Annotated in this window: 18 protein-coding genes; 15 read left to right on the top strand and 3 right to left on the bottom strand. The window is 33.1% G+C overall.

The window, feature by feature from the left end:
- Positions 1-39 precede the first annotated feature (39 nt).
- From BUR17_RS14565 to BUR17_RS14540, 6 genes are all read left to right on the top strand, one after another.
- A complete protein-coding gene (locus BUR17_RS14565; protein ID WP_074231055.1) occupies positions 40-2334 on the top strand; it encodes a GH92 family glycosyl hydrolase in 2295 nt (764 codons plus the stop codon).
- A 428-nt stretch (positions 2335-2762) separates the two neighbouring features.
- The gene (locus tag BUR17_RS14560; protein ID WP_074231054.1) at positions 2763-3770 is read left to right on the top strand and encodes an aldo/keto reductase; all 1008 of its coding nucleotides are present in this window, start codon (positions 2763-2765) and stop codon (positions 3768-3770) included.
- 231 nt (positions 3771-4001) lie between these two features.
- On the top strand, positions 4002-4898 hold the full coding sequence (locus BUR17_RS14555; protein ID WP_074231053.1) for a helix-turn-helix domain-containing protein: 897 nt from the start codon (positions 4002-4004) through the stop codon (positions 4896-4898).
- A 443-nt stretch (positions 4899-5341) separates the two neighbouring features.
- Positions 5342-5938: a hypothetical protein gene (locus BUR17_RS14550; protein WP_074231052.1), complete on the top strand. Its 597-nt coding sequence runs from the start codon at positions 5342-5344 to the stop codon at positions 5936-5938.
- 30 nt (positions 5939-5968) lie between these two features.
- The gene (locus tag BUR17_RS14545) at positions 5969-6418 is read left to right on the top strand and encodes a hypothetical protein (RefSeq protein ID WP_143747590.1); all 450 of its coding nucleotides are present in this window, start codon (positions 5969-5971) and stop codon (positions 6416-6418) included.
- A 298-nt stretch (positions 6419-6716) separates the two neighbouring features.
- On the top strand, positions 6717-7358 hold the full coding sequence (locus tag BUR17_RS14540; RefSeq protein ID WP_074231050.1) for a Crp/Fnr family transcriptional regulator: 642 nt from the start codon (positions 6717-6719) through the stop codon (positions 7356-7358).
- 34 nt (positions 7359-7392) lie between these two features.
- On the opposite strand, the gene BUR17_RS14535 is transcribed toward BUR17_RS14540, so the two are convergent.
- Positions 7393-7779: a winged helix-turn-helix transcriptional regulator gene (locus tag BUR17_RS14535; protein WP_074231049.1), complete on the bottom strand. Its 387-nt coding sequence runs from the start codon at positions 7777-7779 to the stop codon at positions 7393-7395.
- Between the two features lie 128 nt (positions 7780-7907).
- On the opposite strand from BUR17_RS14535, the gene BUR17_RS14530 reads away from it, so the two are divergent.
- The gene (locus tag BUR17_RS14530; RefSeq protein ID WP_074231268.1) at positions 7908-8510 is read left to right on the top strand and encodes an FMN-dependent NADH-azoreductase; all 603 of its coding nucleotides are present in this window, start codon (positions 7908-7910) and stop codon (positions 8508-8510) included.
- 164 nt (positions 8511-8674) lie between these two features.
- On the opposite strand, the gene BUR17_RS14525 is transcribed toward BUR17_RS14530, so the two are convergent.
- Entirely contained in the window at positions 8675-10012 is a 1338-nt protein-coding gene (locus tag BUR17_RS14525; RefSeq protein WP_074231048.1) for a dihydroorotase, read from the bottom strand.
- Positions 10013-10133: 121 nt separating this feature from the next.
- Here BUR17_RS14525 and BUR17_RS14520 point away from each other — a divergent pair, with 121 nt between their 5' ends.
- The 8 genes from BUR17_RS14520 (at position 10134) to ribA (ending at position 17101) form a co-directional block, all read left to right on the top strand.
- Positions 10134-11588, top strand: coding sequence for a lipopolysaccharide biosynthesis protein (locus BUR17_RS14520; protein ID WP_074231047.1), 1455 nt, complete (start codon positions 10134-10136; stop codon positions 11586-11588).
- Between the two features lie 33 nt (positions 11589-11621).
- Complete coding sequence (locus tag BUR17_RS14515) at positions 11622-12638, top strand: sugar phosphate nucleotidyltransferase (protein ID WP_074231046.1); 1017 nt, start codon at positions 11622-11624, stop codon at positions 12636-12638.
- A 137-nt stretch (positions 12639-12775) separates the two neighbouring features.
- Entirely contained in the window at positions 12776-13618 is an 843-nt protein-coding gene (locus tag BUR17_RS14510) for a DUF4292 domain-containing protein (RefSeq protein ID WP_074231045.1), read from the top strand.
- Positions 13615-15174 carry a murein hydrolase activator EnvC family protein gene (locus BUR17_RS14505; protein ID WP_074231044.1) on the top strand — a complete coding sequence of 520 codons (1560 nt, stop codon included), beginning with the start codon at positions 13615-13617 and terminating at the stop codon, positions 15172-15174. The genes BUR17_RS14510 and BUR17_RS14505 overlap by 4 nt, the downstream gene beginning before the upstream one ends.
- A 30-nt stretch (positions 15175-15204) precedes the next feature.
- The gene (locus BUR17_RS14500) at positions 15205-15420 is read left to right on the top strand and encodes a twin-arginine translocase TatA/TatE family subunit (protein WP_074231043.1); all 216 of its coding nucleotides are present in this window, start codon (positions 15205-15207) and stop codon (positions 15418-15420) included.
- Between the two features lie 16 nt (positions 15421-15436).
- Positions 15437-16048: a DUF4254 domain-containing protein gene (locus BUR17_RS14495; protein ID WP_074231042.1), complete on the top strand. Its 612-nt coding sequence runs from the start codon at positions 15437-15439 to the stop codon at positions 16046-16048.
- A complete protein-coding gene (locus BUR17_RS14490; protein ID WP_074231041.1) occupies positions 16045-16494 on the top strand; it encodes a hypothetical protein in 450 nt (149 codons plus the stop codon). The genes BUR17_RS14495 and BUR17_RS14490 overlap by 4 nt, the downstream gene beginning before the upstream one ends.
- 13 nt (positions 16495-16507) lie before the next feature.
- Positions 16508-17101 carry a GTP cyclohydrolase II gene (gene ribA / locus BUR17_RS14485; protein ID WP_074231040.1) on the top strand — a complete coding sequence of 198 codons (594 nt, stop codon included), beginning with the start codon at positions 16508-16510 and terminating at the stop codon, positions 17099-17101.
- Between the two features lie 81 nt (positions 17102-17182).
- On the opposite strand, the gene BUR17_RS14480 is transcribed toward ribA, so the two are convergent.
- Positions 17183-17698: a hypothetical protein gene (locus BUR17_RS14480; RefSeq protein ID WP_074231039.1), complete on the bottom strand. Its 516-nt coding sequence runs from the start codon at positions 17696-17698 to the stop codon at positions 17183-17185.
- Positions 17699-17807: the final 109 nt, after the last annotated feature.

Genomic DNA, 17807 nt, shown 5'->3' with positions numbered 1-17807 from the left:
ATTTTTTTATATTTAACATAATTTCATTATTTAGATCTTATGAAAAATTCCGGAACTCCTATTTTTATATTTCTTTTAATTTTTGGTTTAAATAAAGCTCAAAAATCCGAAAAACTGGTTCAATACGTCAATCCGTTAATCGGTACAGAAAAAATGGGACACACTTATCCCGGTGCAACTGCCCCTTTTGGAGCTATTCAGCTTAGTCCGGAAACCGATACAATTTCCTACGAAATGAATGGAAAATATAACGGTGATGTTTATAAATATTGCGCAGGTTACAGATATGAAGACAAAACGATTGTTGGTTTCAGCTCAACCCATTTTAGCGGAACCGGACATTCTGATTTAGGAGATTTTTTAGTGATGCCGACTGTTGGAAAATTACAGTTGAATCCCGGAACAGCAACTCATCCAGAAAGTGGCTATAGAAGCAGATTTTCACATGCAAATGAAACCGCAGAAGCTGGATATTACAAAGTAAAGTTAGACGATCATAATATTTTAGCCGAATTAACTTCTACAACAAGAGTCGGTGTTCATCGTTATACTTTCCCAAAATCTGACCAAGCGCATATTATTTTAGATTTGATGGCCGGAATTTATAATTATGATGGTAAAAATGTCTGGACTTATGTTCGCGTAGAAAACGGAAATACAATTACCGGTTATCGACAAACCAACGGTTGGGCAAGAACGAGAACGGTTTATTTTGCGATGACATTTTCAAAGCCATTTAAATCTTACGGCCAGAAAAATTATGATGGAAAACAGGTTTACGGTGGATTTTGGAGAAAATTTGACCAAACAAAAAACTTTCCGGAAATCGCAGGAAAAAATATAAAAATGTATTTTGATTTTGACACCAATGAAAATGAAGCGATTGAAATTAAGCTTGCAATTTCACCGGTAAGTCAAGCGAATGCTTTAGAAAATTTAGAAAAAGAGACTGGAAACTTATCTTTTGACCAAGTGAAAACACAAACACAGGAAATTTGGAATAAAGAATTAAACAAAATCGTCATTAAAGGTTCTGAACCAGAAAAAACGAATTTTTATACGGCAATGTATCATACGTTTATCAATCCGACAACTTATATGGATGTGAATGGAGAGTATAAAGGTTTAGACCAAAACATTCATAAAGCGGAAGGTTTTACTAATTATACAACGTTTTCACTTTGGGATACCTATCGTGCGCTTCATCCTTTCTTCAATATTATTCAACCGAAAAGAAACGGTGACATGGTGAAATCGATGATGGCACATTACGATCAGTTTTCTATGAAAATGTTACCAATTTGGTCGCATTATGCGAATGATAATTGGTGTATGAGCGGTTATCACAGCGTAAGTGTAGTAGCAGATGCGATTATTAAAGGAAATTATAACGGTGATGCAAAAGCTGCTTTAAAAGCCTGTATAGAAACTGCCAATAAAAGAGATTATGAAGGAATCGGATATTACATTGATAAAGGATATATTCCTGCTGAAAAAAGTGGCACCTCGGTTTCAAATACTTTAGAATATGCCTACGACGACTGGGCAATTGCTCAATTGGCGAAACATTTAGGAGAAACAGAAATTTACAATCAATTCATCAAACGTTCTGAAAACTGGAAAAATAATTTTGATAAAACAGTAGGATTTATGCGTCCTCGTTTGGCTGACGGAAGTTTTAAAAAAGATTTTAATGCATTAAGTACGCACGGACAAGGTTTTATCGAAGGAAATTCGTGGAACTACAGTTTCTTTGTTCCCCAAAATCCGGACGAATTAATTAAAATGATGGGTGGAAAGAAAAAATTTGCTTCAAAATTGGATGAATTGTTCACCATGCATTTACCAGACGAGTTTTTTGCGGATACCGAAGACATTACACGAGAAGGAATTATTGGCGGTTATGTTCACGGAAATGAGCCTGCTCATCATGTTGCTTATTTTTACAATTGGGCGGGGCAACCTTGGAAAACTCAGGCGCAAATCAGAAGAATTTTGGAAATGCAATACAAAGCGACACCCGATGGATTAGGCGGAAACGACGATACCGGACAAATGAGCGCTTGGTATATTTTGAGTTCGCTTGGTTTTTATCCTGTTGCTCCAGGTTCGGAAGATTATGCCATTGGAAGTCCGGCGATTGATCATGCTGTTTTGAATTTGGAAAACGGAAAAACTTTTGAAATTGAGGCGATCGATCAAAGTCCGAAAAATATTTATGTTCAAAAAATTCTATTGAATGGAAAGGAAATTAAAAACTTTACTTTGAAACATTCTGATATTATAAATGGTGGAAAATTGAGTTTTTATATGAGTTCTAAACCTAGAAAATAATTTTATTTAAATATTTTTAAACACCAATTACACTAATATTTTGCACTAATTTTCACAATTAGTTATTCATAAATTTGTCATTCGGGAAGAATCTAAAGTTAGTTTTACTTTGTTGAGATTTTTACGGGATGACAAATTCTTTTTTCTCCCTCAGATTTCACAAATATTTATTTAACACCTTGTCATTCTGAATGGAGCGAGAGAGAAGTAAAGAATCTATTTTTCATTTTAAATTATAGATTTCTCGTTCCTCGAAATGACAAAAGCTGCTATGACTTTTATCCCACTTATTTTGCTGATTGCGCAGATCTTTTTATTGGTGATTATACTTGAAAACCATAATCCGTAATTTGCATACGACAACCATGGTTTTGCATACATCCGATTTTTAATTTCTGCTGAATTTTGTATCAATAAAAATCAACAATATGAAATTGAATCAAGTAAAATTAGGAAGTCAGGGATTAATCGTTCCAAATATTGGTTTGGGATGTATGGGAATGACAGGTTTTGGTGATGCAGATATGTATGGTAAAACCGATGAAAAAGAAGCCATCGCAACGATTCACCGTTCTTTGGAATTGGGTGGGAACTTTTTGGATACCGCAGATTTATATGGTCCTTTTAAAAACGAACAATTGATTGCAAAAGCTATTGAAGGCAATCGTGACGAGTATATTATTGCCACAAAATTCGGATGGGAAATTGATGACAATGACCAGGTAACCTGGAAAATCAATGGTACAAAAGATTATGTAAAAAAGTCGGTTGAGCGTTCGTTGAAAAATCTAAAAACAGATTACATCGACCTTTATTACATGCATCGTCTGGATAAAAACACACCTATCGAAGAAACGGTCGGAGCAATGAGCGAATTGGTGAAGGAAGGTAAAATCGGATATATCGGTTTGTCGGAAGTATCTTCTGAAACGGTGAAAAAAGCTCATGCAATTCATCCGATTTCGGCAGTGCAAAGTGAGTTTTCTCTTTTTGAAAGAACCGTTGAAGAAAAAGGAGTGATCAAAACTTTGAACGAATTGGGAATTGGTTTTGTGGCGTATTCTCCGCTTGGAAGAGGGTTTTTATCCGGACAGATTCGTACAATTGATGACTTGCCTGAAAATGATTTTAGAAGAGGAATTCCGCGTTTTCAAGGAGAACATTTCAAAAAAAATATCGAATTGGTAAAAGCGATTGAAGATATGGCAAAAGAAAAAAATATTACATCATCTCAATTGGCTTTGGCGTGGATCATCAGCAAAGGGATTCTTCCTATTCCGGGAACAAAACGCAGAAAATATCTTGAACAGAATATTGAAGCTTCTAAGATTGAATTGTCTGAAAGTGAGCTTCAAAAGTTAGAAAGTATTGTACCTTTGGGAACAGATACCGGAGCAACGTATGACGAATTCGGCATGGGACTTTTGGATTATTAATCTTTTTCTAAAATTAATTTATTTGTAGTTTGTCATTCTGAACGAAATGCAATGTAGTGAAGAATCTCCCCATTATTATATTCGTGAGATTCTTCCTTCGTCAGAATGACAGATTGCTTAAACGCAATACTGTTGCGCCCCGGCTTGAACGGAGCTCTTTTTGTGGAGCGAAGCGGAACAAAAAAGCGGGAGTGGAAGACGGAAAAAGGCGCCCTAAAAAAATAAAAAGTTATGAACACTATAAAATCTATTTCTGCTTTTCACAGACTGCTTTCGCTTCCTGAACCGAAACATCCGATGGTAAGTGTGATTAATCTTTCGGAAAGTATTTTTATTGAAGATGAGGTCTGGAAGGGTTTTGTGAGTCGATATTACTGCGTTGCTCTGAAACGAAATGCAACCGGAAAAATAAAATACGGACAGCAACATTATGATTATGATAAAGGTGTTTTGAGTTTTACGGCACCGAATCAGGTGCAGTACTTGGATTTGCAGACTATGGATTGTGAAAATACGGGTTATTTGTTGATTTTCCATGAAGATTTTCTGCTGAAACACTCATTGGCAAAGACTATTTCGTCTTATGGATTTTTCTCGTATGCAGTGAATGAAGCCTTACATTTGTCTGAAGATGAGGAGAATGATTTGCTTGAAATTATGAATAAAATTGACAAGGAATGTCAGCATATTGATCATCATACGCAGGAAATCATTTTGTCGCAGATTGAATTGTTATTGAATTATTCGAAGCGTTTTTATGAACGACAATTCATCACCCGAAAAAGTGGAACTCATCAGCTTTTAACGAAATTTGAAACTTTTCTGAATGATTATTTTAATCAAGAATCTTCTGATAAAGGACTTTTAACAGTTCATCAAATTGCAGAAGCGATGAATCTTTCTCCGAATTATTTGAGTGATCTTTTGCGGGTTCATACCGGACAAAATACGCAGCAGCATATTCATGAAAAGCTGATCAGTAAAGCCAAAGAAAAGCTTTCGACGACTGAACTTTCGGTGAGCGAAATTGCGTATGAATTGGGATTTGAGCATTCGCAGTCTTTTTCTACGCTCTTTAAAAAGAAAACAAATATGTCGCCTTTGGAATTTCGACAGTCTTTTAATTAAATCTCCTACAGATTCCTCAGATTTTCATAGATGATTGTTTTTTTCTCTCGCAGATTTGGCTGATTACGCAGATTTTTTTCTATTCAATGATCTGCAAAATTTGCTTAATCCATGAGGGGAAAAATTATGTTTTAGTTAAAGTCCATTTTTATTAATCATCTTCATAAACTATTTCTAATACTATCTTTTCTGATATTATTTCATACTTTTTTGTCTCTGAAAACATTACTTTTTTTCTGCTTATTACAATTTAAAAATGCCTTCTCTGCTTTGAAGGCATTTTTCTTTTGCTGTACTCCATCTACTTAGCTAAAAAAAAAGATCATTGTGACTTTTATCACCGTTTCATAGATTCATATTTATCATTTTTGTTTTCATAATGATTTTTATTCAGTCTAAATAATTAATTGTTATAACCAGAACGTCTGTATTTTCTTTTTAAAATGAATAATTGCGATATTAAATTAAAAACGATTCTGTCTTATTGTTCAGAAGAAAAATGCTCTCAAGCAAGCTTGAGTAAAAAATGTCTAGTTCACGAATTTCTAAAAGAGTCTGTTTTTGAAACAGAAAACCATTACGCCCATAAATTTATCGAAGAAGATTCAAAAAAACCTTTGTTTGTAAGCAATCGCAAATCTTTTATTAAAAATAAACTCAATAAATTTTTTGAAAATATTTGGCTTAAAGATGATACCGATAAGATGAAAAGTTACACAAGATTAGAAAAAAAAACAAATAGTTCTTCTCAACATCAACGTAAGCTGGAAGATTTCTGGAAATCGGTTTACAGCATTAATGAAATCATGAATTTGCTTTCATTATTAAGACTAGAATTAAAATCTGAAGATCAAATTCTGAATGAATATAATCTCTCTGCAGAGGTTTTAAAAGTATGGAAAAAACGTTACACCCAAGAAAATCACTCTGAAATAAAAACACCAAAACGCTTTACTATAAAAAAAGAATATTGCGCTGAAAACCCACTGAGTTTTAAGGAGTTTCTACCAAAACCATTGCGTACTTTAAACAGCGCCTAATTTAGCACCACATTGTACAAAATGAATGATATGAAAGATTTCAAAGTAGCCGTTTTGAGCTTGAATAAAAATTATTCCAATTATTTTTACAATATTATCATCACCTATGAAAGCACTCAAATATTAATTAATAAAGAAAGAGAGCTAACATTACAACCAAAAAAAATTATTTTTGTAAAAGAATTAACTGCAATCGATATCTTGAACGAAAAATCGACTGTAGTGCATATTGGGTTTAATGACTTTTTCACTCATGCGTTCTCCGAAACTATTAGAACAAGGTTTGATCTTCTCTTTACTGAGCAGGATTTCATCGTAACAGATTTGTTGCAGGATCCTGTAGGTTTTCATCCAGACAGATTTAAAGATTATTCCACAAAAAACCTAACCATATTGAGGCAGTTTGCTGCCAACAAAGTGCAATCTCTTTTATTAGACGGATTGTACCAACATCATCAAAACTTGATTAAGTTTTCTTGATGATATTTAATTTTAAATAAAAGAATTTACTGCTAGTTTTTTTTAGGATTACAGAAACTAAACTGCAAAATGATTATTTAAAAATATAAAAACACATTGTATGTTACCATTTATTTCGAATTGTTTTTTTCAGAGTTATCTTTTTTAAATGTTCCAAAAAAGTAATTCTATTAAAGGCAGGATAAGTTTTCGACTAAATTTTTAATCGTCGCTTCAGAACCATTTTAAATCTGTTTTCATAGATTTTTGAAAAATTTTAAAATGGAGCTTATTATTTAATAATACTTGAAATAATTTAATGTACAGAAAAACTATTGTAAAAAAGTTTGGCTTTCTTGGAAAAGATTTTCTCCATGAGTTTGAATATAATGTTCTCATAAAAAACGTAGGTGCTAAAGACGAAATTATGAGAGAAGGCCAAAGAAACAGGTTTGTTCCTATTTTATCTAAAGGATCTCTAAAAGTATTTTCGTTGAATGATGGAAACGAATTTATACATTATTATGTAAAGCCTTGCGAAAGTTGCTCTATGACGTTTTCATCTATTTTCAGCAATTATATAAGCAGTGTTTATTCTGTAGCTGTAAAAGATTCTCAGCTTATATTGATTCCTGTAGAAAAACTGCACCAATGGCTTCTGAAATATCCTGAAATCAACAAAGTCTTTTATCTGGAATACAAAAACAGGCTTTCCGATATTGTATCTAAAGTAAATAATGCGATATATTATAAGCTTGATAAAAGAATTCTAAACTTCATTAAAGACCAGGTACAGGTTAATCACGGAAACCCTTTAAGAATAACCCACCAAGAAATCGCCAATAATCTAGGTACTTCCCGAGAAGTAGTGAGTCGCATTTTGAAAAATCTTGAAAACGACGGTGATATTCTTAAAACTAAAAACGGCATTTTGTATTTCGAAAAAAACAACGATTGGTAATTAATCGATTTAATTTTTTTGATATTTTAACCTCTTAAGATTGAACAAACGAATCTTCCCTAATATTTTTTTTGTGATTTCTGCCCCAGTCAGAAAGCGACATAATCACAGTTTTCAGCGTTCTGCTGTAATCGGTGGAAATATATTCTACAACAACCGGTGTTTTCTCGCTATGCACTACTCTTTTTACAAAACCATTCAGTTCCAAATCTTTCAATTCATTGGAAAGTACTCTTGCGGAAATCCCGCCAATTGTTCTTTGCAGATCATTGAAACGAACATTTCCCAATTCCTGTAAAACAATAATGATTTTCAGTTTCCATTTTCCTCCAATGACATAAATGGCATCTTCAACAGCCGAAAGACTTTCGCCACATCTTCCTCTGCAAACAATTTCTTCACTTTCGATAGGGTTTTCCATAAAAATTAATTTTAAAACTAACTAAAAGGTTAGTACTAACCTTTTGTTTACTACTTACTTTTCATAAGTAAATGTACATAATTTTGCTGAAGAAATTTTTACTTATCAAAAAAATAAATATTTACATTATGAAAAACATACTTCACATTATTTCAAGTCCGAGAACAAATGGTTCGGCAAGCAGAACATTAGGAAATGCTATTGAAGAAAAACTGCAGGAAGCTTATCCTGAACATTCAATTACCACTTTAGATTTATTGAGAACACCGTTTCCTCATTTGGGTGAAGAACAGGTTGATGCATGGTTTATTCCTGTAGAAAGCAGAACTTCTGAGCAAAATGAAGCGGTAAAACGTTCAGATGATGCAATTGCCCAATTGATGGCTTCGGATGTTATTGTTATTTCTGTTCCGATTTACAATTTCGGAATCCCTTCAGCTTTGAAAGCATATATTGATCACATTGCGCGTGGCGGAATGACCTTTCAGTATTCTGAAAATGGTTTTGAAGGCTTGGTGAAAAATAAAAAAGCGTATATCGCAGTTGCAAGTGGCTCTGTATTTTCTGAAGGCGATTACCAATCTTATGATTTCGTAGTTCCTTATCTTAAAAGTGTACTTGGCTTCATTGGAGTGACTGATGTGAGTGTTTTCCGAGCTGAAGGTTTAGGACTTCCGCATCTTCAAGAAACCGCTTTAGAAAAAGGAATTGAAAGTATTGTGATTGCTTAAATCAATGAATTGTTAGATAATTTCTCTCGCAGATTGAGCTGATTAGGCAGATTCTTCAATATTATCATCTGCAAAATTTGCTTAATCTGCGAGAGATTTAAATTTTAGCTAAAGCTAATTATTATTAAAATAAAAAGCGTGCTAAAGCCCGCTCCTATTGATATTTATTCTTCAACTTCAAAAAGCAAACGCTCTCCGAATTTTTCTTCGTTGACTTTACCATTTTCGTAAACCAGATTTCCATTAACGAAAGTGTGCGTCACTTTAGAATGGAAACTCATCCCTTCCAATGGACTCCAACCGCACTTGTACAGGATATTTTCTTTTTCGACCGCCCATTTTTCATTTAAATCAACCAAAACTAAATCTGCTTTGTAGCCTACTTTAACGAAACCTCTCTTCTCAATTCTAAACAAAATCGCAGGATTGTGAGCCATTTTTTCAACAATCCTCTCCAAAGAAATCTTTCCGTTTTTATAATTTTCTAACATTACCACCAAAGAATGCTGAACTAAAGGTGCTCCGGAAGGGCATTTTGTATATACATTCTGTTTTTCTTCCCAAGTGTGAGGTGCATGATCGGTTGCAATCACATCGATTCTGTCATCCAACAAAGCTTCCCAAAGTGCATCTTTGTCTTTTTGAGTTTTTACCGCAGGATTCCATTTGATTAATCCACCTTTTGTGTCGTAATCTTCATTCGTAAATGTTAAATGATGAACACAAACTTCTGCTGTGATTTTTTTATCTTTTAAAGGAATATCATTTCTGAAAAGTTCCATTTCTTTAGCAGTGGAAAGGTGAAAAACATGAAGCCTTGCTCCTGTTTTTTTTGCTAATTCAACTGCTTTTGATGAAGATTTATAACAAGCTTCTTCGCTTCTGATTAAATGATGGAATTTCACAGGAATATCTTCGCCATACTCATCCAAATATTTTTGAGTATTAGCTTTTATCGTTGCCTCATCTTCACAATGAACCGCAATCAGCATTTTTGTATTGCTGAAAATATTTTCTAAAGTTTCTGGATTATCAACCAACATATTTCCTGTGGAAGAACCTAAAAACAATTTAATTCCGGGAACATTTCTTGGGTTTGTTTTCAAAACTTCTTCCAAATTATCATTCGTTCCGCCCATCATGAAACCGTAATTGGCGTAAGCTTTTTGAGAAGCAATTTCATATTTATCCGCTAACAATTCCTGCTTAACCGTATTCGGAACCGTATTTGGCTGCTCGATAAAACTTGTCGTTCCTCCTGCAATGGCTGAGCGAGATTCAGATTCGATATCGCCTTTGTGCGTTAAACCAGGTTCACGAAAATGTACCTGATCATCGATTACTCCAGGTAAAAGATATTTTCCTTCAGCATCGATAATCTGGTCTGCATCTTCAGAAATTTGAGAATCAATTTTAGAAATCAAATCGTTTTCAATCAGAATATCACTTTTGATAATTTTTCCTTCGTTGACGATTTGAGCATTTTTTATAAGAATTTTCATTTTTACTTTTTAGATATAAGATTGATATTGCACAAATTTAATATTTTCCAAAGTGATTTTTAAACATCAATCAGAAAATTATGAATTCTAATATTTACATTTGCATTTTAAAAACCTGAAATTGTATAAGAAACTATTTGGACAAACCGCTGTTTACGGGCTCAGTTCTGTATTGGTAAGAATCTTCCCTTTTCTTATTGCACCCATCGTAACAAAAGCTTTCGGACCTTCAGCTTCATCACCTTTTGTGGATTGGTATTCTATTGCCGGAGTAATTACCGTTTTTCTGACTCACGGAATGGAAACTTCATTCTTCCGTTTTGCTCAGGAAGGCGATATTGATAAGAAAACTTTGGTTTCTACCTGTGCTCTAAGTATTTTAGGAACAGGCTTTATTTATTTAATTTTAGGATATGTTTTCAGGCAGGATCTAGCGAATGCTTTCGAAACTCCGGATCAGGTTAATTATCTGGTAATTTTTCTTTTTATGCTTTCGATTGATGCATTTGCAACAATACCTTCTGCAATTTTAAGATTAGAAGGAAAGCCTATTCAGTATATGCTTTCAAAAGTAATTGGAGCTTTAGCTTATTATTTTCTTGTTGTATTTTTCATTAAATGGCTCCCTAATTATCCTAATGGTATTTTAGGAATTAAATATAATCCTGAATTTGGTGTTGGCTATGTTTTCATCGCCAATCTAGTTCAAAGCATTATCACTTTATTGATTGTTGGAAAAGAATTTGTGAATTTTAGCTTTAAAAAATTCGACTTCAAGCTTTGGAAAAGAATTATGAATTATTCCTGGCCTGTAATGATTGCCGGATTAGCTGGAATTATCAATCAGACTTTAGACCGACAGTTTTTAAAATTTTGGCTTCCAAAAGAAGAAGCAAAACATCAGATCGGAGTTTATGGAGCAGTTTATAAAATTGCAACTTTCATAACGGTTTTCAGACAGGCTTACCAATTAGGAATTGAACCTTATTTTTTTTCCAGCTTTAAAGACAAAAACAATCATAAAACCTACGCTGTTTTAATGGATATCTTTGTGATTTGCAACTGTTTAATTTACATGGGATTGATGGTAAATCTTCAATGGATTGCTGAAAAATATTTGGGAAACCCACTTTACTATGAGGGAATTGAGATCATTCCATTTGTAATGTTAGGTGCATTATTTTTAGGGATTTATTTAAATTTATCAATCTGGTATAAACTTTCAGACCAAACAAGAGTTGGGCTGTATATTTCTTTAATCGGAGCTGCAATTACTATTTTCATCAACTTTACATTTATTCCTAGCTACGGATATTGGGCAAGTGCTTTTGCAGCATTAATCACGTATACAAGCATGATGATTATTTCATACCTTTGGGGGAAATCACAATATCCCATTCATTATAACACATCCAAAATAGCAATATATCTTTCATTATCTATTGCGATTTCGATGATATCATTTTATTATTTCCGACACAATTATTTAATTGGAAACGGATTGTTTCTTTTCTTTATTGCATTTTTAGCATATAACGAAAGAACAATGATTAATAAAATTCTAAGAAGGGCTTAATTAAACTTTATAAATAAAAACAAACATTCACATATGAAAATTATTGTTCCAATGGCTGGAAAGGGCTCAAGATTGAGACCACATACTTTAACCGTTCCAAAACCATTGATTCCGATTGCAGGAAAACCAATCGTACAGAGATTAGTAGAAGATATTGCTAAAGTGGCAGGTGAAAAAATTGAAGAGGTAGCGTTTATTATCGGAGATTTTGGAACTGAAGTAGAAGAATCATTACTTAAAATAGCAGAAAAACTTGGCGCAAAAGGAACCATTTATCATCAGCTTGAACCTCTTGGGACAGCTCATTCGATAAAATGTGCTGAAGAATCTATGCAAGGAAATGTTGTGATTGCTTATGCAGATACACTTTTCAGAGCAGATTTCACTTTAGATACTAATTCTGATGGTGTAATTTGGGTGAAAAAGGTAGACGATCCTTCTGCTTTTGGTGTTGTAAAATTGGATGATTACGGTTTTATCACAGATTTCATCGAAAAACCTCAGACTTTTGTTTCAGATTTGGCGATCATTGGTATTTATTACTTTAATTCAGCAGAAAAATTGATGGCTGAAATTAACCATATCATGGATAATAATATTAAAGTAAGCGGAGAATATCAATTGACAACCGCTTTAGAGAATCTTCGTCAAGCCGGTGCTAAATTTTCTTTAGGAAAAGTAGATGACTGGATGGATTGTGGAAACAAAAATGCGACTGTAGAAACCAATGGTAAGATTTTAGAATATGAAAAAGATGAGTTTACAGCTTATCCTGAATCTGCCAATATTCAGAATTCTTTAATTATTCAACCTTGCTATATCGGTGAAGGAGTTGAAATTTCAAACTCAAAAATCGGACCTTACGTTTCATTAGGTAAAGGAACAAAAGTAATCAATTCTAATATTGACAACTCGCTGATTCAGGAGAAAACAGTGATTGATCACGGAAATCTTTCCAATTCAATGATAGGAAGCTCTGCTCATTATTTTGGAGTAGCCAGAGAAATTTCTTTAGGAGATTTTTCAGTTTTAGATTTTTTATCAAAATAAATTTAAAATAAAATAACGTTGAGAGAACCACACAATAACATTTTGTGTGGTTTGGCGTTAATATTGCAAAAGGTTACTAAAAATCTGCAAATAAAATCGAAAAGATTACATTCGCTACAAAAACAATAAAACATCATATGAAAAACTGGGCTATCTTCCTGATTCTTACACTGACTGTACTTTCCTGCAAAAGCAGAAAAGCCCTTAATCAGAATCCTTCTGAGAATGACAGCATCCAGATACAAAATTCAGATAAAAATGATCCTAAAGATGCCAAAAACATTCAGGATCGTTTGACATTTTATGAGAAAATATTTCTACATCCCAAATTTGAACATGTAAAAATCAGCAGTAAAATTACAGCAAGTGATTTAAGGGTAAGTCCGCTTGACGCAACAATTTACATCGAAAATGATAAAAAAATATGGTCTAATATTACTTTTTTAATCATTCCTGCAGCAAGAGCGATTATAACGCCGGAAGGAATTAAGGCTATGGACAGATATAATAAAAATTACATAGATTCAGATTTTGATTATCTCAATAATCTTTTGAATGTTAATTTTATTGATTATAAAACTTTAGAAAAACTCTTGATGGGACGTACATTTATGCACATCACCAACAGTAATTCAAAAATTGTAAAAAACTCTGAAGGTTACCAGCTGACTTCCATTACAAACCAGAAGATCGTTACTGACGAAGTTACAAGAGAATACAAAGTAGAAATGCAGTACACTGAAGATTTTAATTTAAATTGGGTAAAATTACAAGATGTAAAATCCAATGATGCTATTGAAATCGTATATGAAAACTGGGAGACCTTTCCGAATGAAGTAAAGCTACCAAAAAATGTTAAAATAATTATAAAAGGTTCTAAAACAAGCCAGATTTTAATGGAAAACACGAAATTTGACTTTTCGAGGATGGAAACACCTTATTCTGTTCCAGCCAATTATAAGAAAATTGATATTAAATGATTAAAAAAATTAGCTTTTTAATAGGCATTTTGCTGTTCGGTTTACAATATGGTCAACAAACCAAAGAACAATTGCAAAAGCAAAATGCTGATCTAAAAAAACAGATATCTCAGATAAATTCAGATTTGGCAAAAACAAGAAACGAATCTAAATTGTCTATCTCATATTTGAATAACGTTAATAAAAAATTAGCGCTTAGAGAAAAGGTTTATAATAATACGCAAAAAGAAAAAAGATTTATTGAAGACGAAATATATCTTCGTCAGCTTGAAATCAACAGGCAAAACCGAGAGCTTGCAGTTTTAAGAAAAAATTACGCTCAAGTTTTGGTAAATGCCTACAAAAACAAAGGAGTACAAAATAAAGTAACTTTTATACTTTCATCAAAAAGTTTGGGGGAAGCATTACGAAGAGTACAATATTTAAAGCAATATTCAGATTATCAGGATAAAAAAGCTGCTGAAATAACAACAGCTGCCGTTGCGCTTAAAAAATCTGTTGAACAGAAAAAGAGATCGGCAAACGAAAAAGAAAACCTGTTAGTTAATCAGAAAAAAGATTTAACAACTATCAGTGTTGAGCGTACTCAGAAAGAACAGTTGGTGACAGATTTCAAGAAAAATGAAACAAAACTTACCGCTGATCTTAGACAAAAACAATCTCAGTCTAAAGCTTTAGAAGGGCAAATAAGAGCCATTATTGCTGAAGAAATAAGAATTGCAAAAGCTGAAGAAGAAAGCAGAAGAAAAGCAGAAGCGGAAAAAATTCGTTTAGCAAAAATCGCTGCAGACAGAGAAAAAGCAAGAATTGAAGCAGAAGCAAAAGCTCGTGCCGAAGCTTTGGAAAAAGAAAGAAAATTAGCCGAAGCAGAAGCTAAAAAAGCTGCAGATTTAGTTGCTAAAAGAGAGGAAGAAGAAAGAAAAAGAAATGAAGAGGCAGCAAGAAGTGAGGCCAGTGCAAAAGATGAAGCCCGAAAAATTGCCGCTAAAAAAGCATCTGAAGAAGCTACATTGCGAGCTAAAGAAGCAACAGCAAAATTAAATGCTGCAAAAGCTGCAGAAGAAGCTTTAGAAAAGAAAAAAGAAAGCGATAAAAAAGCGGCTGAAACAAAAGCAATGACCAATTATGGTGTATCTGCTCCAGCTGCAGGAAGCAATTTTGTTTCAAACAAAGGGCGAATTTCTATGCCTGCGCAAGGAACAATTACCCATCGATTCGGAAGACAACAACACCCGGTCTTTAAATCGATTTGGGAAGAAAATAACGGTATTAAAATATCCGTAGCAAAAGGAACTTCTGCAAGAGCCGTTTTCCCTGGAGTGGTATCTCAGGTCATTCCTTCGGCAGACGGTACAAGAACGGTAATGATAAAACATGGTGATTATTTTACCATTTACTCAAATCTAAGCAGCACAACGGTTTCTAAGAACCAACAGGTTTCTGCAGGAACAGTGGTAGGAGCAGTTGCTCAGGATTTTGACGGCACTTATACGCTTGATTTCCAGATATGGAATGGAAATAATGCAGTTGACCCATTAGGTTGGGTTTCATATTAAAAAAAGATTAACTTTGCAAAAATTTAAGAAATGTATACATTAACAATACTCGCCTTATCTTGGCAGCACATCCTTATCGTTGCCATCATTCTTTTATTACTTTTCGGAGGTAAAAAAATCCCTGAATTGATGAGAGGTATGGGTTCTGGAATTAAAGAATTTAAAGACGCTATTAAAGAAGAAGACAAGCCGGAAACAAAAACTACGGAGAATAATCCTTCAAACAATAATTCAAACAGCAACTAAATAATTCTTCATTTCAATGAATTTCACCGATACTGCCTGGAAAACCTTCAACCAATCAATTGAAGATTATCATGTATTAGACAGCGTTGAGACACCTGTAACAAATCCTTTTGAAACAGACAGTTTGGAACGGATTTTGTATGCTAAAAACTGGATTGATACCGTTCAATGGCATTTGGAAGATATTATTAGAGATGAAAACATAGACCCTGTTGAAGCTCTTCAATTAAAGAGGACAATAGATTCTTCAAATCAAAAAAGAACTGATTTAGTGGAATTTATAGACAGTTGGTTTTTAGATAAATATAAAAATATTACTCCTAAATCTGATGCAAAAATAAATACTGAAACTCCCGCTTGGGCTGTTGACAGATTATCTATTTTGGCATTAAAGGTTTATCATATGTCGTTGGAAGCCAACAGAGAATCTGCATCTGAAGAGCACCGTCAAAATTGCCAAGCAAAATTAGATGTATTGCTTACTCAGAAAGAAGATTTGTCAACTTCAATTATTCAATTACTTACAGATATTGAAAACGGTGATGTTAAGATGAAAGTGTACAAACAAATGAAAATGTACAACGATGAAAGTCTTAACCCAATCCTTTACCAAAAGGAGCAAAAATGAGACGACTACTTTTTCTTGGAATATTTTTATTAATCACTTCTTGTGCCACTGAAAAGCTGAATTTATCGCCTTTATCAAACACATTCTCAAGTGAGGCAAAATCTGATTCTGAAAATTCAAAAAGTATAAGCATCAATATTACCGAAAATGTAAATGCCTCAGAGATCACTAATCTGATTTCTACTTTTCCTAAATTTACCAATACTGCTGTAAATGATGAAGTAAGTACTTTAAAGTACACTCTTCAAAATTATTTGTATGCTGTAGCTGCAGGAAATAGCTCAGGTAAAAACAAGACCATCAGAAATCTGGAAAAATCTTACAAAAACATCCAAAAATTAAGAAAATATCTTAAAAAGGATGAAGACGAAGTATTAAACAGATATTTGGTAAGACTAAAAACTAATATTACCGTAATAGAAGATTCTGTAAACGGAAAAAAATAAACAAAACAATTCAATGATTAAAATTCAGGCGGAAGCTAATGTTCCTACAGAACACGGTAATTTCCGAATGATCGCTTTTTCGGAAGATGAAAATGACTGGATGCCGCACATGGCAGTAGTTGCAGAAAATACAGATTTTTCTCAGCCTGTTAATGTACGTTTTCATTCTGAATGTATTACCGGAGAAGTTTTCCATTCAAAAAAATGCGAATGCGGGCAACAGCTTGATGCAGCAATGAAATATATGCATGAAAATGGAGGACTTATCATCTATCTCCGTCAGGAAGGCAGAAACATCGGAATCATCAATAAGCTTAAAGCATATTCTCTTCAGGAAAAAGGTTTTGATACGGTACAGGCAAATCTGGAGCTTGGCTTACCTGCCGATGACAGAAATTTTGGTATCGCTATCGAAATTCTAAATCAACTGAAAATAGGAAATATCAACCTTTTAACCAACAACCCGGAAAAGGTAAAGTTTGTAAAAGATAGCAACATCAACCTCAACTCAAGAGTTCCGTTGCAAATCCCTGCAAACGAAAATAGTAAAGAATATTTACAGACAAAAAAAGATTTCTTCGGTCATTTTTTAGATGACCAGAAATAATTTAAATCAAATAAATCAAAGCGCCGAAAAATAAATTTCCGGCGCTTTTTTATTATAAAAATTTGAAAAGATTCTGCTTAATTAGTATTTAGTAACTTTTGAATCGTTAATTTTAAAATACTTGATAACTGCATTATAATCGCTGTAATCAACAGGAGCTTTAGCACCTTTATTTACAATATCTGCAGGAACTAAAACAATTCTGAATTTTTGATTATTATAATAAATTGGCGTAGTAGTTACATCATAAGTTCCACCAATATAGATTTGTACATCATTTTTTGTGAAATCAAAATCATAATCTAATTCATTACCATTGTTCAGGTAAATAGTTTTAGGAATCTGTTCCCAAACATTATTACTTCCGGAAAGATCTTTTAATCTATATACCAAAACCATATCAGAAGGTAATATACTGATTGATTGATTAATATAATGTTGATCTGTGGTACTATTATATTGGAAACTTCTAGTAATCTCTATAACTCCTGCAACAGTGTCATTATCTACATACTGTACATTATCATCATCATTATCACAACTAACAGTAAATACACTGACAAATGCAAGCATTAAAAATGGAATAATTTTTTTCATTTTAAATAAGTTTTAATATTACTAATGGCGGAATCAAAACATATACCAAAAATCATAAAAACTTTAGTATTCATCATTTTTTTAATCGTATTTTTGTTCATATTCAAAA

Origin of the sequence: Chryseobacterium scophthalmum (assembly GCF_900143185.1) — a bacterium.
In the GTDB taxonomy this organism is placed as follows: Bacteria; Bacteroidota; Bacteroidia; order Flavobacteriales; family Weeksellaceae; genus Chryseobacterium; species Chryseobacterium scophthalmum.
The sequence above is the reverse complement of the archived record's forward strand: the minus strand, read 5'-3'. Positions and strand labels throughout refer to the sequence as shown.